Source organism: Kitasatospora sp. NPDC004745 (genome assembly GCF_042873275.1).
GTDB lineage: Bacteria > Actinomycetota > Actinomycetes > Streptomycetales > Streptomycetaceae > Kitasatospora.
The window spans coordinates 76,119-94,739 of sequence record NZ_JBIALK010000011.1 but is presented as its reverse complement, the minus strand read 5'-3'; the positions used below and the strand labels follow the sequence as shown (position 1 = coordinate 94,739).

The window sequence follows — 18,621 nt, the reverse complement described above, 5'->3', positions numbered from 1 at the left end:
GACGCCACTGCAGTGGGCCGGGTGCTCCCCCACGGAGCACCCGGCCCACTGCCGTACCGGACCGTCAGGTGGACGTCGGCGCCCCCGGACGGGAGGAGCGGGCGCCACCGGACAGGTCGGCCAGCGGGCCGCTGCCCAGCACCCCGCCGAGCAGTCCGGACCCGGATCCCGACCCGGAACTCGGGCTGGGCTTGGGCGCCGTGCCGGAGCCGCCGGGGGCCGGGGTGCTGCGCTGGGCGGGCGAGGAACCGGCCGCCGGTGCGGCGGCGGTCGGTGCGGCCGGGGCCGGGGCCGAACTGGCGCCGCCCTCGGTCTTGGTGGCGTGCCCCTTGCCGCTCGGCGTCGGGGCGGCCGGACGGCTGGCCGGGGCGGAGGACGGCGGGGCGGTCGGGCTCGGCGTGGGGGTGGCCGGGCGGGGGGCGGAGGACGGCGAGGGCGGGGTGGACGGGCCCTGGCCGGTGGAGGGGCCGGTCGGGGCCCCGGAGGGCCAGACCGGTGTGCCGTAGTCGGTGGCCGGACGGGCCGGCGCCTGGTGCGGCCGGGCACCGGTGCGCACCGCCGCACCGAGCATCGAACCGAGCAGCAGGGTCACCCCGACGACGACCGTGGTGACCACGGTGCCCCGGCGCAGCACCCGGCGGCGCAGCGCGGCGGGCGCGTCGGTGCCGTACCGCCGCCAGGCCTCCAGGCTGAGCCGTCCGTCCAGGGAGGCGAACGGCGCACCGGCGATCAGCAGCGGGCTCCAGGCCGCCAGGAAGATCAGGTCGGGGGTGTCGTAGACCGGCACGGCCCGCCAGCTGACGGTGAAGAGCAGTGCGGCGGAGAGCAGCATCGCCGCCCCGGCCGCGAGCCGCTGCCAGAGGCCGAGGATCGTCAGCACGCCGACCACGATCTCGGTGAACGACACCACCAGCCCGGCGCCGACGGGGTGCGCCATGGCGAAGGCCAGCAGCGGCTCGGCGACCTTCCAGGGGTGCAGCGAGGCGAGCCAGCGCATCATCGAGCCGCGCTCGCCGCCGTCGAAGTACACCGGGTCGCAGAGCTTGCTGAAGCCGGCGTAGACGGACAGCGAGCCGAGGACGGCGCGCAGCGGCAGCAGGACCAGGCCGAGGTCGACCCGGCGGCCGGGGTACCAGGCCTGCCGGCCGTCGGCGGCGGCCGCGGAGACCTCGGGCAGCTCGCCGCTCGGGGTCCAGCCCTGCGGCACGCCGACCGGGCCGACGCCGGCGTCGGTGGCGGTGCCGGAGCCCTCGCGGGGCTGGCGGGGCACCGTCCGGGCGCCGGTGTAGGACGGGATGACCTGGGTGTCGGACTCGGCGAGGCCGACCCCGCCGCCCCCGGAGCCGGTGAGCCGGACGGCCTCCAGGAGCTGGGTGGCCGCGAGGTCCCCGGGGGGTGCCTGGCCGGTCCAGGTGACGGCGGTGACGCGGCCCTTGCGGCGCGGCGCACCGCCTCCGCCGGCACCCGCCAGTGCCGGGACGGCGGAGGCGGGCACGACGACCTGCGGGGTGACCAGCGGACGACGGATCAGGCCCTGGTTGGCGTACGGGTCGCCGAACGCGGCGCCGGTGGACAGCAGTCCGGCCGGGGCCTCGATCAACGGCGCCACCGGGGTGCCGAGCCGGAGCCGGAAGCTCGCCTGGGTGCTGCTGAGGCGCGCCGGGTCGGACGACACCTTGACGGTGTCGAGGCCGGGGCCCGCTTCTATCCCGGTGCTGCCGCCGCCGAACAGGGGGCGCCGAGGTGTTCTGGTGTCCACGCCCGGTCTAACCGGGTGACGGCCGCTAAGGACACTCTCCCGGGTGGATGTCCGGCGCACACTTGAAGTGATCATGAAAAAAGCGATCGGGCCCGGTCGGGCCCGATCGCTTTCCAACCGGACTGCGGAGGATTCGGAAGAACCCCTGCGCGCCGGCCCCGCTCTGTGCTCCGCGGCAGGTGCTCCGCGCCGGCCGTGCTCCGCGCGCTCGGCGCGGAGCACCTGCCGTCGGCTCAGGACGCCTGCCGTCGGGTCACGCCGTCCGGCGTCGGCTCACGGCTCACGGCTCACGGCTCACGGCTCACGGCTCACGGCGTCAGCGCTTGGCGCGCTGCCGCGCGGCCTCGTACAGCACGATGCCCGCCGCGACACCGGCGTTCAGCGACTCGGTCAGCCCGGACATCGGGATCCGCACCCGCATGTCGCAGGTCTCCGAGACCAGCCGGGACAGCCCCTTGCCCTCGCTCCCGGCGACGATCACGACCGGACCGTTCAGCAGCTCCAGGTCGCCGATCTCGGCCTCGCCGTCGGCGGCCAGGCCGACCACCATCAGGCCGGCCTTCTGGTAGGCCTCCAGGGTGCGGGTGAGGTTGGTGGCCCGGGCGACGGGCAGTCGGGCGGCGGCACCGGAGGAGGTCTTCCAGGCACCGGCGGTCATGCCGGCCGCGCGGCGCTCGGGGATGACCACGCCGTGCGCGCCGAAGGCGGCGGCGGAGCGGACCACGGCGCCGAGGTTGCGCGAGTCGGTGACGCCGTCCAGCGCGATGATCAGCGCGTCCTGGCCGGCGTCGGAGGCCTCGACCAGCAGGTCGTCGGGGTGCGCGTACTCGTACGGCGGCACCTGGAGCACCAGGCCCTGGTGGTTGAGCCCGCCGGTCATCTGGTCCAGCTGGGCGCGCGGGGCCTCCATCAGCGGGATGCCGCGGTCGTTGGCGGCCTGGAAGGCGTCGCGCACGCGGTCGTCGGTGTCGATGAACTGCTGGACGTACAGCGCGTTGGCCGGCACGTCGCCCTGCAGGGCCTCGACCACGGAGTTGCGGCCGAAGACCAGCTCGGCGCTGCCCGCGCCACCGCGGCCGCCGCGACCGGCCCCGGCGCGGCGCATGCCGGCGCGGGCCTTGGCGTCCCGCTCGCGCTTGACCGCGGCGTTGGCGGCGCGCTGCTTCGGGTGGCCCTTGCGCTCCGCGCCGGGCGGGGTCGGGCCCTTGCCCTGGAGCGCCTTCCGGCTGTGCCCGCCGGTACCGACAGACGCGCCCTTCTTCGATCCGGGGTTGCGGCGGTTCCTGCGCTGGCTGTTGCCGGCCATGGCTGTACTTCCTGTCTGTCCGGCATGCCCGGCCGCCCCGTTACTGTCCGGCGGCGGCCGGCGGCATGCGCTACGTCATGCGGGAGGGCCGCACCGGTCCGGTACGGCCCACCCTCACCCCGATCGTCAGATGGGGTTACTGGTTGTTGATCGTCCAGCGCGGGCCGGACGGGGTGTCCTCGATCACCAGCCCGGCGAGGCCGAGCTGGTCGCGGATGGCGTCCGCGGTGGCGAAGTCCTTGCGCTGACGAGCCGCCTGCCGCTGGTCCAGGACCAGGCTGACCAGCGAGTCGACCACGCCGTGCAGGTCCTCGCCGCGCTCCGCCCCGGCCCAGTGCGGGTCGAGCGGGTCGAGACCCAGCACTCCGAGCATCGCACGGACCTCGGCGAGCCGCGCCACCGCGTTCTCCTTGTCGTCCGCGTTCAGGGCGCTGTTGCCCTGGCGGACGGCGGTGTGCACGATGGCGAGCGCCTGCGGCACGCCCAGGTCGTCGTCCATCGCCTCGGCGAAGGCCGGCGGCACCTCGGGCGCCGCCTCGACCGGGCCGCAGCGCTCGACGGTGCGCTGGATGAAGCCCTCGATCCGGCCGAAGCCGGCCTCGGCCTCGCGCAGCGACTCCTCGCTGTACTCGATCATCGAGCGGTAGTGCGGGGCGGCCAGGTAGTAGCGCAGCACGATCGGCCGCCAGCGCTGGACCATCTCGGAGACGAGCACCGAGTTGCCCAGCGACTTGCTCATCTTCTCGCCGGCCATGGTGACCCAGGCGTTGTGCACCCAGAAGTTGGCGAAGTCGTCGCCGTAGGCCTTGGACTGGGCGATCTCGTTCTCGTGGTGCGGGAAGATCAGGTCCAGCCCGCCGCCGTGGACGTCGAAGGCCGCACCGAGGTACTTGTGGGCCATCGCCGAGCACTCCAGGTGCCAGCCCGGGCGGCCGCGGCCCCACGGGGTGTCCCAGCTGGGCTCGCCGGGCCGGGTCGCCTTCCACATCGCGAAGTCGCGCGGGTCCCGCTTGCCGGTCTCGCCCTCGCCCTCGGGCTGGCGCAGGTCGGCGAGCTTCTGGTTGGAGAGCGCGAGGTAGTCGGGGTACGACTTCACGTCGAAGTAGACGTTCCCGTCGGCCGCGTAGGCGTGCCCCCCGGAGATGAGCACCTGCATCATCTCGATCATCTCGGGGACGTGCCCGGTCGCCCGCGGCTCGACGGTCGGCGGCAGGCAGCCGAGGGCCGTGTAGCCGTCGTTGAACGCGCGCTCGTTCTCGTAGGCGATCTGCCACCACGGGGTGCCGAGCTGGCGCTCCTTGGCGATCACCTTGTCGTCGATGTCGGTGACGTTCCGGGCGAAGGTCACCTGGTAGCCGCGGTAGGCGAACCACCGCTGCATGATGTCGAAGTTGAGCCCGGACCGGATGTGCCCGATGTGTGGCGCCGACTGGACGGTAGCGCCGCACAGGTAGATCGAGACACAACCCGGTACAAGCGGGACGAAGTCGCGTACCTGGCGGGTGCTGGTGTCGTACAGGCGAATGCTCACAGCGTCAAGCGTAGTGGGCGGCGGGGGGTGCCCCGCGACATTCCCCCGGAATCCCGGGCCCGGACGGCGGTCAGATGCTGCCGACCACCTTGCGCGGGGTGAGCCGCACCACGACCCGGACGTCGTCCGGCCCGTCCCACCCGTAGACCTGCTCCCCGCGGTACTTGAAGGCCAGCTCGTCGATCAGCTCCCGGCCGCCCTCGGTGGTCATGGTGGCCGAGCCGCGCACCTCGAAGTACTCGTACGGGCTGTCCGGCGGGTTGACCAGGAGGGTCGCCCGCGGGTCCTTGACCAGGTTCAGGTGCTTGCGGCGGCCCTGGACGGTGGAGAACAGGATGTCGTCGCCGTCGCGCTTGACCCAGACCACCGAGGACTGGGGGCTGCCGTCGGGCTGGATCGTGGTGATCACGGCGAAGGTCTTGCCGTCGACCAGGGCCTTGGCACGGTCGGAGAGTTGGGCGCTCATCGGGAACCTCTTCTCGTCGGCGGTGGGGCGGACCCGGCGGGACGGCGCGGAACGGCCGGAGCGGGCCCGCGCCGAACACTATCGACCCGGGCCCCGGCAGCCCCCGTTGAACACCCGTCAGCGGCGGACATTTCCGCGGCCGCCGCCGCGCTGGCTCAACGCCGTTCGTACACCAGGGCGGTGGCGATCGCGGCGAGCCCCTCGGCCCGGCCGGTGAGGCCCAGGCCGTCGGTGGTCGTCCCGGAGACCGACACCGGCGCACCGGCCGCCTCCGACAGCGCGGCCTGCGCCTCGGCCCGCCGCTTGCCGATCTTCGGCCGGACGCCGATCACCTGGACCGCGACGTTGCCGATCTCGAAGCCGGCCTCGCGCACCAGCCGGGCGGCCTCGCCGAGCAGCTTCACCCCGGAGGCGCCGGCCCACTCGGGCCGGTCGGTGCCGAAGTGCGCGCCCAGGTCGCCGATCCCGGCGGCAGAGAACAGCGCGTCGCAGGCGGCGTGCGCGGCGACGTCGGCGTCCGAGTGCCCGGACAGCCCGTACCCGGCGTCCGGCCACTCCAGTCCGGCCACCCACAGCGGGCGGCCGGCCTCGAAGGCGTGCACGTCGGTGCCGATCCCCACCCGGGGGACGGGCGGGAGCAGTGGATCAGTAGGCATCGGAGGCCCTCCGGCGGGCGAGTACGGCCTCGGCGAGCACGAGGTCCAGCGGACGGGTGACCTTGAACGCCTCCTCGTGGCCGGGCACCACGACGACCCGGCCGCCGTAGCGCTCCACCAGGCCGGCGTCGTCGGTGACCGGCGGCGCGTCGGCGGCGCCCGCGCTCTCCTCGGCCAGCGCCTTGGCGTGCACCTCGACCAGGGTGGCCCGGTCGAAGCCCTGCGGGGTCTGCACCGCGCGCAGGGTGGCCCGGTCGGGCGTGTCGAGCACCGGCTCGGGGAGTCCCGGGCTCGGCTCGACCCGCTTCACGGTGTCGGCCAGCGGCACCGCGGGCACGACCGCGACGGCCCCGGCCCGGACGGCGGCCGCGACGGCGTCCACCACCTCGACCGGGACGAGCGGGCGGGCCGCGTCGTGCACCAGCACGACCTCCACGTCGGCCGGGATGGCGGCGAGGCCGAGCCGGACCGACTCCTGGCGGGTCGCGCCGCCGGCCACCACCCGGATGTCCTTGTCGTCCAGGCCGTGGCTGCCGAGCAGGGCGACCACCTCGGCCACCCCGTCGGCGGGCGCGGCGACCACGACCAGGCCGACGGCCCGGCTGCGGGCCAGCGCCCGTACGGCGTGCACCAGGAGCGGTACACCGCCCAGTTCCCGCAGGGCCTTCGGGGCACCGGGCCCCAGCCGCTCACCGCGTCCGGCGGCGGGCACCACTGCTGCTGCGACTGCTGCTGAGGCGTTCAGGTTTCACTCCTTCGGCGAAGTGGGTATGGCCTTGGCGTGCCCGGCGGGCGCGAGGGCCCCTTCCGAAGAACCACGGTCCACCACACCCGCCGCACAACCCGCAGAATCGGTCTTGCACGGCGAATCGGTCTGGCGGCCCCGGGCCCGGCAGGCCCGGCCGCGTCGTGGCGGACCCCGACCCGGTCGGGCCGGAGGCGTCGTCCGGACACGCCTCAGCGCCCGAAGTGCCACTGCACCACCCCCGGACACGTGGTCCTGGGAGCGGCGCGCCGGCACCGGGCGCTGTGAGCGGTGGGCGGAAGCCCGACTGCACTACGAGGCGAGCACCTCGTCGAGCAGCGTCTCCGCCTTGTCCTCGTTGGTGTTCTCCGCCAGCGCGAGCTCGCTGACGAGGATCTGGCGCGCCTTGGCGAGCATGCGCTTCTCGCCGGCCGACAGGCCGCGCTCGCGCTCACGACGCCAGAGGTCGCGCACGACCTCGGCGACCTTGATAACGTCGCCCGAGGCGAGCTTCTCGAGGTTCGCCTTGTAGCGACGGGACCAGTTGGTCGGTTCTTCGGTGTACGGTGCGCGCAGCACCTCGAAGACCCGGTCCAGACCCTCCTGGCCGACCACATCGCGCACGCCGACGAACTCCGCGTTCTCGGCGGGCACGCGGAGCGTCAGGTCTCCCTGCTGCACCTTGAGCACCAGGTAGGTCTTGTCCACACCTTTGATCTGGCGAATTTCGATGGCCTCGATCAGCGCGGCCCCGTGATGGGGGTAGACCACCGTGTCGCCAACCTTGAACGTCATGTGACAGGACCCCTTCCGTGGCTTTCCAGAATAACACGCTTTTCGGCGCACCCGAAGGGCGTTTTCGCAGGTCAGGGCAGGTCTCGGGGCTTGACAACCACCCCCATGACGTGCTGCGACCGATGTTCGAGAGGGGCTTCCCGCAGGTCGGAGGCGGTTCCGGCGCTCGACGAAACCTCGCGCAACACTCGCGAAACCGTGATTGGATCTTGGGTTTTCACCGTTTATCGGGCCGTATCCACATCGTTATTCGATCTTGGTCGAAGCTTGTCCCGGGAGTGACCTGGACACGCCACCGGTGCGGCCGGACGGGCGCCCGGCGGACCCCGGTCGTGCGACACGGGGGACCACCCCGTGAGGAGCGCATAAGTGAGGTCGATAATCTGAGACCTGACCTACCGACACGTGACCCATTAGGAGAAGCCGCCGCCGTGAGCCGCAGCCTTCGACGCGGCAGCATCGCCGCCATCGCCGCCATCGCCATCGCCTCGCTGTCGTCCTGCGCCGCCGGCAACTCGCCGGACACCCTGCAGATCAAGCCGGACAACGCTGCGGCCACTCTCGGAACGGACCTCCGCCTGAACAACATCGTGGTCGTCACCGGGGACGAGTCCTCGGGCGAGCACACCGGCCCCGCCAACGTGACCGTCAACATCGCCAACACGGGCCTGGTGCCGGCGGAGCTGCAGTCGATCACCGTCGGCACCGCCACCGCCTCCTTCGCCGACGCCGCGGGCGCCCCGCTGACCGGCATCGTCATCCCCGCCAACGGCGCCGTGGCCATCGGCGGCGACGGCAACCCGTCCGCCAAGGTCGCCTCGGTGACCGTCCAGGTCGGCGGCTTCGTCAACACCACCTTCACCTTCAAGGACGGCCAGAAGGTCGACACCCTGGCCGGCGTGAGCCCGAACAAGGGCCTCTACAAGGGCTTCGGCCCGACGGCGAGCCCGGTCGCCGTGCCCGCCAAGAGCACCGCCCCCGCCGCGGCCACCCCGGCCGCCGGCGCCACCACCCCGGGCGCCCCGGCCACCACCGGTGCGGCCGTGCCGTCCGGTACCGCCACCCCGGCGGGCACCACGCCCGCCGCGGGCACCCCGTCCGGCAGCCCGTCCGCCGGCACCCACTGAGGCACCACGGCGCTCCGGCGGCCCCTGGGGGCCGCCGGGCGTGATGCGGAAGGCCCCCGCCCGGCGACTGCCGGCGGGGGCCTTCCGCATCACGTCGGACCTGCGGTCTACGGCTCGAACTTGTAGCCCAGGCCGCGGACCGTCACCAGGTAGCGCGGGGCGCCCGGGTCCGGCTCGATCTTGGCCCGCAGGCGCTTCACGTGGACGTCCAGGGTCTTGGTGTCGCCGACGTAGTCCGCGCCCCAGACCCGGTCGATCAGCTGCATGCGGGTGAGCACCCGGCCCGCGTTGCGCAGCAGCATCTCCAGCAGGTCGAACTCCTTCAGCGGGAGGTCGACCTTGGCGCCGTCGACGGTCACCACGTGCCGGTCGACGTCCATCCGGACCGGGCCCGCCTCCAGGGCGCCCGGGCCGCCGCCGTTCTCGCCCGGGCCGCCGTCCTCGCCGCGGCGCCGCAGCACCGCGCGGATCCGGGCGACCAGCTCACGGGTGGAGTAGGGCTTGGTGACGTAGTCGTCCGCACCTATCTCCAGCCCGACGACCTTGTCGATCTCGCTGTCCTTGGCGGTCACCATGATCACCGGGACGTTGGAGCGCACCCGGAGCTGGCGGCAGACCTCGGTACCCGGCAGGCCCGGCAGCATCAGGTCGAGCAGGACGAGGTCGGCGCCGTTGCGTTCGAACTGCTCCAGCGCGTCGGGGCCGGTGGCGGCCACGGCCACCTCGAAGCCCTCCTTGCGGAGCATGTACGAGAGGGCGTCGCTGAACGACTCCTCGTCCTCGACCACCAGTACTCGGGTCACGATCGGGCCTCCGGGGCAAGCTGTGGGGTTGGGTCTGACAGGGGTTGTTCCCGCTCCCCCGTGGGGAGCGAACGGTCCGCGCGGCCCGAGTCGGCCGTCCGGTCCGTGGTGAGGGTCTGGGTGGGCGTGGTGGCGGTCCCGGCGCGGCCGGCGTCGGGGCCGGGCCGGTTGTCGGGCCGGTCGTCGTCCCACTCGTCGGGCAGGTCGTCGGCGTCTGCGGACCCGACCTCGGCGTCGGCGTCGGAGTCGGGCGCCTGGCCGGCGGGCAGCCGGACGGTGAAGGTGGAGCCCTGGCCCTCGACGCTCCACACCGAGACCGTGCCGCCGTGCGAGGCGGCGACGTGCTTCACGATGGAGAGGCCGAGGCCGGTGCCGCCGGTCGCCCGGGAGCGGGCCGGGTCCACCCGGTAGAAGCGTTCGAAGACGCGCTCGCGGTCCTTCTCGGAGATGCCGATGCCCTGGTCGGTGACCGAGATCTCGATCAGCTCGCCGTCCGCCTCCCCGAGCGCCGCGGCGCTGGAGATCCGGCGGGTCGCGATCGCCACCCGGGTGCGCGGCGGGCTGTAGTTGACGGCGTTCTCGACCAGGTTGCCGAGCGCCGCGGCGAGCTGGCCGCGGTTACCGTGCAGGTAGAGGCCGGCGATGCCGCCGGCCGCGATCAGGATCTGCTTGGCGGCGGCCTGCTGGCGGCAGCGGTCGATCGCCTCGGCGATCAGCTCGTCCACCGCGACCGGCTCCGGGTCGACCATCAGACGGTCGTCCTGGACCCGGGAGAGGTCGATGATCTCCTGGACCAGGCTGGCCAGCCTGGTCGCCTCGATCTGCATCCGGCCGGCGAAGCGCTGCACCGCCTCCGGGTCGTCGGACGCGTCCGCGACCGCCTCGGAGAGCAGCGACAGGGCACCGACCGGGGTCTTCAGCTCGTGGCTCACGTTGGCCACGAAGTCCCGGCGGACGGCCTCCACCCGGCGGCGCTCCGTCTGGTCCTCGACCAGCACCAGCACGAGCCGCGAGCCCAGCGGGGCGACCCGGACGGAGACCGCCAGCGGCTCGGCCGCGCGGGCCGCGCCGGGTCGGGGCACCTCCAGTTCGACCTGCCGGATCTCACCGTCCCGGCGGGTGGCGCGGGCCAGCGACAGCATCGGGTCCACGGCGACGGCACCGCCGCGCACCAGGCCCATCGCGTACGCGGCGGAGCTGGCCTTGACCACCTCGTCGCCCTCGCCCAGCACGATCGCGCAGGAGCGGAGCACGGAGAGCACGGTGTCCACCCCCGGCGGGAGCGGAGGCTCCGGGGTGGCGGTGCCCAGCACCTGCTGGCGACCACGGGTCCTGCTGCTGGTGCCGCCGTACCTGCCCCTGGCCTGCTCGCGCTCGCTCCAACGGAAGGCGATGGAGGCCGTGAGGCCGACGCCGAGCCCGGCTATGGCGCAGGCAGCGGCGGCGGCCACGTTCACGTCCATGTGGCCAGCGTAAGCGTACGGCCAGGGCACTCCCCAAGGGCTGGATCAAGGCATCGGCCACGCGTTGCCGAGAATTCACCTCCACGTAGCTGCCGATTCACCGCACCGGCCGTGCACCGTCGCCCGAACGGCGCAGAGTTGGCCGTGCAGCCCGTGTGGGAACGGGCGGCGGGCCGAACAGCGGCCGCCGTCCCGGGTGCGCGCGTACGATTCGCGCCACCAGCAGCGGTCAACCCGGACGTCACGGCGACGGTCGGACGGGAGGACCGGTCGGCACCGCCACCGACACAGCTTCTGAGGAGAGAGCATGCGCGACGCGTACCACGAGGAACTCGATGCGATCGGCGACAGCCTGGTCGAGATGGCCCGGCTGGTCGGCTCGGCCCTGGGCCGGGCCACCACCGCACTCCTCGACGCGGACCTGGCGCTGGCGGAGAGCGTGATCGCCGCCGACGAGAAGATCAACGAGCTGCACCACGAGCTGGAGGACCGGGCGATCGACCTGCTCGCCCGCCAGCAGCCGGTCGCCACCGACCTGCGCATCGTGGTCACCTCGCTGCGGATGAGCGCCGACCTGGAGCGCTGCGGCGACCTCGCCCGGCACGTCGCCAAGGTCGCGCGGATGCGCTACCCCGACTCGGCCGTCCCCGGCGACCTGCACTCGACCGTCCTGGAGATGGGGCAGCTCGCCCAGCGCCTGGTGGCCAAGGCGGGCCTGGTGATCGCGACCAAGGACGTGGACAAGGCCCTGGAGATGGAGCAGGACGACGACGCGATCGACACCCTGCACCGCGAGCTGCTGTCGCACCTGATCGACGACCGCTGGCACCACGGGATCGAGACCGCCGTCGACCTCACCCTGGTCGGCCGCTACTACGAGCGCTTCGCGGACCACGCGGTGTCGGTCGCCAAGCGCGTGGTGTACCTGGTGACGGGCGAGCACGTGGCCGAGTTCGTGGCCTCCTCGGAGGCCGCCGCCGCGGAGTGACCGCCGGCCGCGCCGGCACGGCCGCCCCGCTCGGCGGGGCGGCCGCTCACCCCTCGGGGTGAGTAAACCCGCGGCGGGGGTGGTGGGGAAGCACGGCCCTTCGTACTCCCCACCCCTGCGCGCCCGTTGACGCTCCCTCCGATCGGCGGTTTCACTCGAAGCCGTGGGCACCGACGCGTGCCCGTCACTAGGAGGGTTCAGCACGATGAACGCCAACCCCACCCGACCGGCACCGGCCCACGACACTTCCACGCCGCCCGCCCCCAGGCTGCTGCCCGTCCTCGCGGCCGGCTGCGGCTGCGGTCCGGGCTGCGGCTGCGGCTGCCAGTCCGGCGCGCCCTGCCAGTGCGGCGGCGTGGACGGCGGCTGCTGCGGCCACTGAGGACGCCCCGGGCGCCCGGACTCCCCGGTCCGCCCCGACCACCCGGGTGCGCGACCGCCACGACCGGCGGCCGCGCACCCGGACACGTCCTCCGGGGCCTCGGGGCGGGTCTCAGAACTGCACGTCGGTGCAGGAGTAGAAGGCGTTCCCGGTGTCGGCGATCTCCCAGACCGAGACGACCACCTGGTGGCCGGTCCGCCCGCTCGGGAGGGTCGCGGTGTGGCTGAGGGTGCTCGGCACCTGGCGGCCGTTGTAGGGGACGGTCAGGAAGGGCGTCAGCTCCAGGCTCGCCCTGGTGACCGGCCGGCTCGCGTCGTAACCCGCCTTGGTCAGGTAGTACTTGAAGCTCGTGGTCGCGTGCCGCGCGGTGAACTTCCAGGTGAAGGTGAGCTGCTGGCCCGCCCGCACCGACGTGGCCGGCCAGGCGCCGCCGTGCGGGTCGTCCAGCTCCGCGAAGCGCGAGTTGCCTCCGGCGCAGATGGTGCCGTCCGCGGGCCCGGAGTTCGGGAAGCCCTTCGGGCCCTCGACGCTCTGCGGCTCCCACTGGATGTCCCCGCAGTCCCAGGCCACCGCGTCCGCTCCGCAGAGCGCGGCCCGGCTGGGCGGCGTCGAGATGTAGCCGTGGGACTGCGCCGGGAGCGCGAAGGTGAGCGGGATCGCGAGCGCGGCGACGGCCGCCCCGACGATGTGACGTGTGCGCATGGTGCTCCTCCGTGGGGGTGGATGGAGAGTGCGCCGGGGCGCGGTCGCGCGCGTGGGGGTGCGGCGGCCAGGACAGGGGGATCCTTGGCATGCTTGCGCCAGCCGGTGCCCTCACGGTAGGAGCAGCCGCCACCACCCGTCAATGGTCTGAACCATTTTCACCCAACCACAACTCCACTGCCGCACAAGCCGGTTGACCACCCCCACCAGCACGACGCCCCCGGAACGACAGAGACCCCACCCCCGGCGAAGGCGGTTTCTAGGGGTCGTTGCAACACGTGGTCGGTTTGGTCAGGCCGCGACGAGTTTATGCAGGCGCTCGGCTGGGGTTTCCCAGCCGAGCGTTTTGCGTGGGCGGCCGTTGAGTTCGGCGGCGACGTGGGCCAGGTGTTCCGGGTCGTGGACGGCGAGGTCGGTGCCCTTGGGGAAGTATTGCCTCAGCAGGCCGTTCGTGTTCTCGTTCGAGCCTCGCTGCCACGGGCTGGCGGGATCGCAGAAGTAGACCGGGATGTCGGTGGCGATCGTGAACGAGCCGTGGGCGGCCATCTCGGCGCCCTGGTCCCAGGTCAGCGAGCGGACCAGGTGGGTGGGCAGGGCCCGGACGGTGGCCACCAGGGCGTCACGGACCTGCTCGGCGGTGCGGCCATGGGGCAGGTGCACGAGCATCACGTAGCGGGTGGCCCGTTCGACCAGCGTGCCGATGGCGGAGCCGCCGTCCTTGCCGATGATCAGATCGCCTTCCCAATGCCCGGGGACGGCCCGGTCCTCGACCTCGGCGGGCCGTTCGCTGATCATCACCGTCGGGGTGGCGAAACGCGGCTGCCGGCAGGCGGCCTGGCGGTGCGGCTTGCGGCGCGCGCGTCCGGTGCGCAGGGCTGCCGCGAGCTCACGGCGCAGTTCACCCCGGCCCTGGACATACAGGGCCTGGTAGACCGTTTCGTGGACCACGTGCATCTCCGGCCGCTCGGGAAAGGTGTCCCGCAGAGCCTGGCAGATCTGCTCCGGACTCCACTTCCTGTCCAGGCGGTCCTGGATGAAGTCCCGCAGCCCGGCGTTCTCGGCGATCTTCCCTGTCTTCGGCCGGGGCCGTCGGGCATCGGCACGGGCCTGGGCGGCATGGGGCCGGTAACTTCCGCTGCCCGGACGGCTGTTGCGCCGGATCTCCCGACTGATCGTGGACGGGCTGCGGCCCAGCTCGCCGGCGATCGCCCGGATGGTGGCCTTCTCGCGGATCCGGTCGGCGATGTGGATCCGCTCGTCCTCACGCAGGTACCGGGACACGGCGCAGGGCGCCCGCTCGGGTCGAGCGGGCGCCCTGAACCTGTTCGGGTCCGTCCGGCCGTTGCGCCACTCGCGTCCAGTACGCGGGTGAACGCCCACCAGCCGGGACGCCTCTCTGTTGCTGTAGCCCTGTCGCACGAGCCGGAAGTATTCCTCCCGTTCGGCACGGAGCTTCCTGGCCCCTGCGGCTTCCGGTCCTCGCGAATCTCGAAGTCCATCGCACCCCTTCAGCTGGGGTGTTGCGACAACCGCTAGAACCCAAGGAACCGGGAGGCGGGGCCTGCAAGCAGTCGGGCGTTACTTCTTGCCCTGGTTCTTGACGGCCTCGATGGCGGCGGCGGCGGCCTCCGCGTCGAGGTAGCGGCCGCCCTTGGCGACGGGCTTGAAGTCGGCGTCGAGCTCGTAGACGAGCGGGATGCCGGTCGGGATGTTCAGGCCGGCGATGTCCTCGTCGGAGATGCCGTCGAGGTGCTTGACCAGCGCGCGCAGGCTGTTGCCGTGGGCGGTGACCAGGACGGTCTTGCCGGCGGCGAGGTCCGGGACGATGGCGTCGTACCAGTACGGGAGCATCCGCTCGACGACGTCCTTGAGGCACTCGGTGCGCGGACGCAGCTCGCTCGGGATCTCCGCGTAGCGGGCGTCACCGGCCTGCGAGTACTCGTTGTCGTCGGCCAGCACCGGCGGCGGGGTGTCGTAGGAGCGACGCCACAGCTGGAACTGCTCCTCGCCGAACTCGGCCAGGGTCTGGGCCTTGTCCTTGCCCTGGAGCGCGCCGTAGTGCCGCTCGTTCAGGCGCCAGCTGCGGTTGACCGGGATCCAGTGGCGGTCGGCCTTGTCCAGGGCGATCTGCGAGGTGCGGATGGCGCGGCGCAGCAGCGAGGTGTGCACCACGTCGGGGAACAGGCCCTCGGCGGCCAGGAGCTCGCCACCGCGGGCGGCCTCCTTCTCGCCCTTCTCGTTGAGGTCGACGTCGACCCAACCGGTGAACAGGTTCTTCTGGTTCCACTGGCTCTCGCCGTGGCGAAGCAGGATGAGTCGGTACGTCGTGTCAGCCATGGCCACCAGCTTAGTGGAGCCCGAAAAAGCGCTGGTGGGGACCTCAACCCCATGTGTAATGTCTGCGCAGCAGGAATGACACTTACACGCGTCGGCTGGCCGGGCCTGCCCGTTCCGCTCAGCGGACGCCCGCACACGGGAGCCCCCACATGCTCTTCGCCGCACCGGCCAACCCACGGATCCGAAGAGTGGTGCAGGAGACGGTGGGCGGGCTGCCGCGCCAGTTCTGGTGGCTCTGGGTGTCCACGCTGGTCAACCGGCTCGGCGCCTTCGTGGTCACCTTCCTGGCGCTCTACCTGACCAGCGAGCGCGGGTACTCGCCCTTCTACGCGGGCCTGGTGGCCTCCCTGTTCGGCCTCGGTGCGGCGTCCTCGGCGATCGTCGCCGGTGTGCTGACCGACCGGATCGGGCGCCGGCCGACCCTGGTCGCCGCCCAGCTCGGCGCGGCCCTGTTCACCGCCGTGCTCGGCTTCGCGGACGGCCGGGTGGCCATCGCCGTGGTGGCCTTCCTGGTCGGCTTCTGCAACAACGCCACCCGGCCCGCCACCTCGGCGATCATCGCCGACATCGTGCCGGTCGAGGACCGCGTCCGCGCCTACTCGCTGAACTTCTGGGCGATCAACCTCGGCTTCGGCCTCTCCTCCGCCGTCGCCGGTGTGATCGCCACCCACGGCTACCTCGCGCTGTTCCTGCTGGACGCGCTCTCCACGGTGCTCTGCGCGGTGGTGATCTTCGTCAGGATCCCGGAGACCAAGCCCGACGCCCCGGCCGCGAAGTCCGCGGAGCCGGCGGTCGGCATCGTCACCGTCTTCCGGGACCGCCGGTTCATGGCGGTGGTCGGGCTCACCCTGGTGCTCGCCCTGGTGCTCCAGCAGGGCTCCACCACGCTCGCGGTGGAGATGGGCCGCTGGGGGATCACCTCCACCCAGTACGGTCTGGTCATCGGGCTGAACGGGCTGCTGATCGTGCTGCTGCAGATCCCGCTCTCCCGCTGGGTCGAGGGGCGCAGCCGGACGGCCATGCTGGCGGCGGCCGCGCTCTTCATCGGCTGGGGGTTCGGGCTGACGGCGCTGGCCGGCTCGTCCGCCTGGTTCTACGCGCTCACGGTGGCGGTCTGGACGATCGGGGAGATCCTCTATACGCCGACCCTGATGGGCCTGGTCGCCGAGTTGTCGCCGACCCACGCGCGCGGTCGTTACCAGGGCGTGTACTCGCTCTCCTGGTCGCTCGCCTCGTTCCTGGGGCCAGCCGCGGGCGGTCTGCTGCTGGAACGGGCCGGCGGCGGGGTGCTCTGGACCGCCTGCGGGATGTGCGGCACGGCCGCCGCGGTCGGCTACGTGCTGCTGGCGCGCCGGCCGGGCCCCGCAGCGGTCGGCGGGAGCGGGGCGACCGCGGTGGTGGCGACGGCCCCGGTTCCCCCGGCTGCGGCCGCAGCCGCGGCTCCCGTCGTGACCGGGGCTCCCGTCGCGACGGCGAAGGCTCCGGCGGACGCCTGAGGTCGGGGCGGCCCGGGGCGGCCGGGCCCGGTCCCGGCGGCCGGCGGTCAGTCGGCCGCGGGGGCGGGGGCGGCCGGGGCGGCGAGGTGGGCGAAGGCGGCCAGGTTGCGGGTGGACTCCCCGCGCTTGGTGCGCCACTCCCACTCGCGCCGGATCGCCGAGGCGAAGCCCAGCTCCAGCAGGGTGTTGAACGGCTCGTCGGCGTTCTCCAGCACCGTGCCGAGCAGCCGGTCCACGGCGTCCGGGGTGAGCACCTCGAGCGGCAGGCGGCCGGCCAGGTAGACGTCGCCGAGCGGGTCGACGGCGTACGCGACGCCGTACAGCCGGGTGTTGCGCTCCAGCAGCCAGCGGTAGACGCCCTCGTGGTTCTCGTCCGGGCGGCGGATCACGAAGGCGTTCACCGACAGGGTGTGGTCGCCGACCCGCAGGGCGCAGGCGGTGCTCAGCTTGCGGGTGCCCGGGAGCGTCACGACCAGCGTGTACGGATCCGTGGCGGCCGGCTCCCAGGCCGCGCCGGCGTCGTCCAGGGCGGTGCGCAGGAGGGTCAGGGCCTCGTCCTTGGTGCGGATTGCCATGAGGGTGACGTTACTCGGCGGTACCGGCCGCGCGCACCAGCGGGACGCGGCCCGGCGGCGTGCCCGGCGGCCGGCCGCTGCCGGCCGCCGGGCCGGCTCAGGCCAGTCGGCGGCGGGCGGCGGCCAGCCGCCCGGCCGGGCGGGCCAGGCTGCCGGCGTAGACGTCGGCGGTGGTGGCCGCGGCGGTGTCCCAGCCGAAGCCGGCCGCGTGCCGGGCCGCCGCCGCACCGCGCAGGGCGACCAGGTCCGGGTCGATGACGTACGGCTCCAGCGCGTGCGCCCAGGCCACCGGGTCGTGGCCGTCGACCAGCGTGCCCGTCCGGCCGTCCCGCACCGCGACCGGCAGTCCGCCGACGGCGGCCGCCACCACCGGGGTGCCGCAGGCCTGCGCCTCCAGGGCGACCAGCCCGAAGGACTCGCTGTACGAGGGCATCACCAGCGCCGTCGCCGCGCGGTACCACTCGGCGAGCCGCGCCTGGCCGACCGGCGGGTGGAAGCGCACCACGTCGCCGATGCCCAGCTGGGCGGCGAGCTTGTGCAGGCTCTCCGGCCGGGCCAGCCCGGTGCCCGAGGGGCCGCCGACCACCGGCACCACCAGGCGCTCGCGCAGCTCGGGGCGGCGCGCGAGCAGCTCGCCGACCGCCCGCAGCAGCACGTCCGGCGCCTTCAGCGGCTGGATCCGCCCGGCGAAGAGCAGCACCGCGGCGTCCTGCGGCAGGCCGAGCCGGGCCCGGGCCCCGGCGCGCGCGGACGGCCCGCCCGGGCGGAACACCTCCAGGTTGACCCCGGGGTGGACGACGGCCAGCTGGTCGGGCCGGGCGGCGTAGTGCAGGGCGAGCTCGGCGGCCTCCTCGGTGGTGTTGGCGATCAGCCGGTCGGCCGCCTCCACCACCTGGGTCTCACCGATCACCCGTGCCGCGGGCTCGGGCGTGTCGCCCTCGGCCAGCGCCGCGTTCTTGACCTTGGCCATGGTGTGCATGGTGTGCACCAGCGGCACCCCCCAGCGCTGCGCCGCCAGCCAGCCGACCTGCCCGGAGAGCCAGTAGTGCGAGTGCACCAGGTCGTAGTGGCCGGGGCGGTGCCCCGCCTCCGTCCGCAGCACGCCGTGGGTGAAGGCGCACAGCTGGGCCGGCAGGTCCTCCTTCAGCAGGCCCTCGTACGGCCCGGCGGTGACGTGCCGGACCAGGACGCCCGGGGCCAGCTCCACGGTGGGCGCGTCGTCCGAGCAGATCGCCCGGGTGAACACCTCAACCTCGATGTTCAGCGCGGCCAGCCGCTTGGCCAGCTCCACGATGTAGACGTTCATGCCGCCGGCGTCGCCCGTGCCGGGCTGGTGCAGGGGCGAGGTGTGGACGCTCAGCATGGCTATCCGGCGCGGGCGGCGGCGGCCCGGCACGAGTGACTGGAGCCGGCCCCGCGCGGGAGCGGCGGGCTGGGCACGGCGTACCGAACGGACGGGGTGCTGGATCACCTGGCTGAAGCCTCCTCTG

General features: G+C 73.4%; 18 protein-coding genes. 4 read left to right on the top strand and 14 right to left on the bottom strand.

From position 1 onward, the window contains the following. Positions 1 to 64 precede the first annotated feature (64 nt). From ACFYUY_RS19705 to ACFYUY_RS19675, 7 genes are all read right to left on the bottom strand, one after another. Positions 65 to 1,759, bottom strand: coding sequence for a DoxX family membrane protein (locus tag ACFYUY_RS19705; protein ID WP_360211282.1), 1,695 nt, complete (start codon positions 1,757 to 1,759; stop codon positions 65 to 67). 316 nt (positions 1,760 to 2,075) lie between these two features. Then, a complete protein-coding gene (rlmB, locus tag ACFYUY_RS19700; RefSeq protein WP_360211280.1) occupies positions 2,076 to 3,065 on the bottom strand; it encodes a 23S rRNA (guanosine(2251)-2'-O)-methyltransferase RlmB in 990 nt (329 codons plus the stop codon). Between the two features lie 136 nt (positions 3,066 to 3,201). Further along, the gene (cysS, locus tag ACFYUY_RS19695) at positions 3,202 to 4,596 is read right to left on the bottom strand and encodes a cysteine--tRNA ligase (RefSeq protein WP_387902014.1); all 1,395 of its coding nucleotides are present in this window, start codon (positions 4,594 to 4,596) and stop codon (positions 3,202 to 3,204) included. A gap of 70 nt (positions 4,597 to 4,666) precedes the next feature. After that, positions 4,667 to 5,062, bottom strand: a complete 396-nt coding sequence (locus ACFYUY_RS19690; RefSeq protein ID WP_360211277.1) for a PPOX class F420-dependent oxidoreductase — start codon at positions 5,060 to 5,062, stop codon at positions 4,667 to 4,669. Between the two features lie 155 nt (positions 5,063 to 5,217). Further along, on the bottom strand, positions 5,218 to 5,718 hold the full coding sequence (gene ispF, locus ACFYUY_RS19685) for a 2-C-methyl-D-erythritol 2,4-cyclodiphosphate synthase (RefSeq protein WP_387902011.1): 501 nt from the start codon (positions 5,716 to 5,718) through the stop codon (positions 5,218 to 5,220). After that, positions 5,708 to 6,433: a 2-C-methyl-D-erythritol 4-phosphate cytidylyltransferase gene (ispD, locus tag ACFYUY_RS19680; RefSeq protein ID WP_387902008.1), complete on the bottom strand. Its 726-nt coding sequence runs from the start codon at positions 6,431 to 6,433 to the stop codon at positions 5,708 to 5,710. Before ispD ends, ispF begins: the two co-directional genes overlap by 11 nt. Positions 6,434 to 6,775: 342 nt before the next feature. Beyond that, positions 6,776 to 7,258, bottom strand: coding sequence for a CarD family transcriptional regulator (locus ACFYUY_RS19675; RefSeq protein WP_030244332.1), 483 nt, complete (start codon positions 7,256 to 7,258; stop codon positions 6,776 to 6,778). A gap of 431 nt (positions 7,259 to 7,689) precedes the next feature. Here ACFYUY_RS19675 and ACFYUY_RS19670 point away from each other — a divergent pair, with 431 nt between their 5' ends. Continuing rightward, positions 7,690 to 8,385, top strand: coding sequence for a DUF461 domain-containing protein (locus tag ACFYUY_RS19670; RefSeq protein ID WP_360211273.1), 696 nt, complete (start codon positions 7,690 to 7,692; stop codon positions 8,383 to 8,385). 107 nt (positions 8,386 to 8,492) lie between these two features. Here the strand turns inward: ACFYUY_RS19670 and ACFYUY_RS19665 are convergent, their stop codons facing one another. Both ACFYUY_RS19665 and ACFYUY_RS19660 read right to left on the bottom strand, forming a co-directional pair. Beyond that, positions 8,493 to 9,188: a response regulator transcription factor gene (locus ACFYUY_RS19665; RefSeq protein ID WP_280725820.1), complete on the bottom strand. Its 696-nt coding sequence runs from the start codon at positions 9,186 to 9,188 to the stop codon at positions 8,493 to 8,495. Beyond that, a complete protein-coding gene (locus ACFYUY_RS19660) occupies positions 9,185 to 10,651 on the bottom strand; it encodes a sensor histidine kinase (RefSeq protein WP_387902003.1) in 1,467 nt (488 codons plus the stop codon). Before ACFYUY_RS19660 ends, ACFYUY_RS19665 begins: the two co-directional genes overlap by 4 nt. A 307-nt stretch (positions 10,652 to 10,958) precedes the next feature. Here ACFYUY_RS19660 and phoU point away from each other — a divergent pair, with 307 nt between their 5' ends. Together phoU and ACFYUY_RS19650 are read left to right on the top strand one after the other, a co-directional pair. Continuing rightward, positions 10,959 to 11,639 carry a phosphate signaling complex protein PhoU gene (gene phoU / locus ACFYUY_RS19655; protein ID WP_360211269.1) on the top strand — a complete coding sequence of 227 codons (681 nt, stop codon included), beginning with the start codon at positions 10,959 to 10,961 and terminating at the stop codon, positions 11,637 to 11,639. Positions 11,640 to 11,844: 205 nt separating this feature from the next. Beyond that, a complete protein-coding gene (locus ACFYUY_RS19650; RefSeq protein ID WP_360211267.1) occupies positions 11,845 to 12,021 on the top strand; it encodes a hypothetical protein in 177 nt (58 codons plus the stop codon). 111 nt (positions 12,022 to 12,132) lie between these two features. On the opposite strand, the gene ACFYUY_RS19645 is transcribed toward ACFYUY_RS19650, so the two are convergent. The 3 genes from ACFYUY_RS19645 to ACFYUY_RS19635 all read right to left on the bottom strand — a co-directional run bounded on the left by ACFYUY_RS19645 (position 12,133) and on the right by ACFYUY_RS19635 (position 15,060). Then, positions 12,133 to 12,723 carry a lytic polysaccharide monooxygenase gene (locus tag ACFYUY_RS19645; RefSeq protein WP_360211265.1) on the bottom strand — a complete coding sequence of 197 codons (591 nt, stop codon included), beginning with the start codon at positions 12,721 to 12,723 and terminating at the stop codon, positions 12,133 to 12,135. A 291-nt stretch (positions 12,724 to 13,014) separates the two neighbouring features. Further along, the gene (locus ACFYUY_RS19640; protein WP_387901999.1) at positions 13,015 to 14,142 is read right to left on the bottom strand and encodes an IS30 family transposase; all 1,128 of its coding nucleotides are present in this window, start codon (positions 14,140 to 14,142) and stop codon (positions 13,015 to 13,017) included. A 159-nt stretch (positions 14,143 to 14,301) separates the two neighbouring features. Then, positions 14,302 to 15,060: a phosphoglyceromutase gene (locus ACFYUY_RS19635; protein ID WP_360211261.1), complete on the bottom strand. Its 759-nt coding sequence runs from the start codon at positions 15,058 to 15,060 to the stop codon at positions 14,302 to 14,304. A gap of 149 nt (positions 15,061 to 15,209) precedes the next feature. Between ACFYUY_RS19635 and ACFYUY_RS19630 the strand changes: the two genes are divergently transcribed. After that, on the top strand, positions 15,210 to 16,556 hold the full coding sequence (locus ACFYUY_RS19630) for an MDR family MFS transporter (RefSeq protein ID WP_387901996.1): 1,347 nt from the start codon (positions 15,210 to 15,212) through the stop codon (positions 16,554 to 16,556). Positions 16,557 to 16,603: 47 nt separating this feature from the next. Here ACFYUY_RS19630 and ACFYUY_RS19625 read toward each other — a convergent pair whose 3' ends face one another. Both ACFYUY_RS19625 and mshA read right to left on the bottom strand, forming a co-directional pair. Then, entirely contained in the window at positions 16,604 to 17,131 is a 528-nt protein-coding gene (locus ACFYUY_RS19625; RefSeq protein ID WP_360211257.1) for a YbjN domain-containing protein, read from the bottom strand. A gap of 97 nt (positions 17,132 to 17,228) precedes the next feature. Continuing rightward, entirely contained in the window at positions 17,229 to 18,599 is a 1,371-nt protein-coding gene (mshA, locus tag ACFYUY_RS19620; RefSeq protein WP_387902142.1) for a D-inositol-3-phosphate glycosyltransferase, read from the bottom strand. Between the last annotated feature and the right edge of the window lie 22 nt (positions 18,600 to 18,621).